The sequence below is a fragment of the Streptomyces malaysiensis subsp. samsunensis genome, assembly GCF_024519315.1.
Classification (GTDB): domain Bacteria; phylum Actinomycetota; class Actinomycetes; order Streptomycetales; family Streptomycetaceae; genus Streptomyces; species Streptomyces malaysiensis.
In genome coordinates, this window is record NZ_JANIIC010000201.1 from 1 (window position 1) to 1,704 (window position 1,704).

A 1,704-nucleotide genomic window follows, 5' to 3' on the forward strand; every position below is an offset into this window, starting at 1 on the left:
TTGGACGGCGAGGTGCAGGGCGACCAGGGAGGAGGAGCAGGCGGTGTCCAGCGAGACGGCCGGGCCCTCGAAGCCGAAGGTGTACGAGACGCGGCCGGACGCCACGCTCGCCGCGCTGCCATTGGCCACGTAGCCTTCGAGGTCGGCCGGCGCGCTGCCCCGCAGGGCGACGTAGTTGCTGGCCATGATGCCGGTGAAGACGCCGGTGCGGCTGCCGCGCAAGGTGGTCGGGTCGATGCCGGAGCGTTCCAGGACCTCCCAGGTGGTTTCCAGCAGTAGTCGTTGCTGCGGGTCCATGGCCAGCGCCTCGCGCGGCGAGATGCCGAACGGGTCCGGGTCGAACGCACCGGCGTTTTCCAGGAATCCACCGTGGCGGGCGTAGGTGGTGCCGGGGTGGTCGGGGTCCGGGTCGTACAGGGTGTCCAGGTCCCAGCCGCGGTCGGTGGGGAATGTGGTGATGGCGTCGCCGCCTGTGCTGATCAGGCGCCATAGGTCTTCGGGGGAGTCGACGCCGCCGGGCAGTCGGCAGGCCATCCCCACGATCGCGATCGGCTCCGCGTCCCCGGCCGTGGCGGCCCGCGGCCGGGTGGTGTCCGCTGTCGAGCCGAGCACCAGACCGGCCGCCGCCGCGCACGTGGGGTAGTCGAAGATCAGCGTGGCGGGCAGCCGCAGCCCGGTCGCCGCCGACAGCCGGTTGCGGAACTCCACGGCGGTCAGGGAGTCGAACCCGAGGTCCTTGAAGACCTGACGCGCACCGATCGCGGTGGCGTCGGCATGCCCGAGCACGGCCGCGGCCTGCTCCCGGACCATGTCGACAGCCGCCCGCTCCCGCTCTTGCGGCGTCATCCCCGCCAGCAGGTCGCGCCAGGTACCGGCGGCCTCGTCGCTGCTCGCGGTCGCCCGCGGCCTGCGCACCAGGCCGCGCAGCACGGTTGGTGTCACTGGCGTGGCGCGGAGCGCCACCAGGTCGAACGCGGCCGTGACCACGCTCGCTGCTTCCGCCGCCAGCGCGGCGTCGAACAGGGCCAGCCCCTCGGCGTCGGCCAGTGGCCGGAGCCCGTCGCGGGCCAGCCGGCCGTGGTCGGCTTGGGTGAGGTGGGCGGTCATGCCGGTGGTGCGTTCCCACGAGCCCCAGGCGAGTGAGGTGCCGGGGAGGCCGTGGCGGCGGCGGTGTGTGATCAGGGCGTCGAGGAAGCTGTTGGCGGCCGCGTAGTTGGCCTGCCCCGCGTTGCCCAGCACACCGGCGACCGAGGAGAAGACCATGAACAGGGTCAGGTTCTGGTCTTGGGTGAGTTCGTGGAGCCACCAGGCGGCATCGGCCTTGGGAGCGAAGGTGGCGGCCAGCGCGTCGGCGTCCAGGTGCTCGACGGTGGCGTCGGCCAGCGCCCCGGCGGTGTGCACGACGCCCGTCAGCGGGCCGACCTCGTCGACGAGCGCGGCGAGTGCGGCCCGGTCGGTGAGGTCGCAGGAGACGGAACGGACCCGGGCGCCGAGGTCGGTGAGCTCGGCAGTGAGTTCAGTGATCCCATCCGCGTCGGGCCCCCGGCGGCTGGCCAACGCCAGGTCGCGGACGCCGTGTTCGGCGACCAGGTGGCGGGCGACCAGCGAGCCCAGACCACCGGTGCCGCCGGTGACCAGCACGGGACCTGAGGAGAGGTCGGGCCGCTGGTCGGGCGATGCCCCGGCGCCCATCGACCAGCGTGC

Annotated in this window: 1 protein-coding gene; it reads right to left on the reverse strand. The window is 73.4% G+C overall.

Annotation, left to right across the window (positions count from 1 at the left end):
- Positions 1-1,704 (reverse strand): type I polyketide synthase (locus tag NQU54_RS48450; RefSeq protein ID WP_257636636.1); only part of this gene is annotated, 1,704 nt, incomplete at both ends.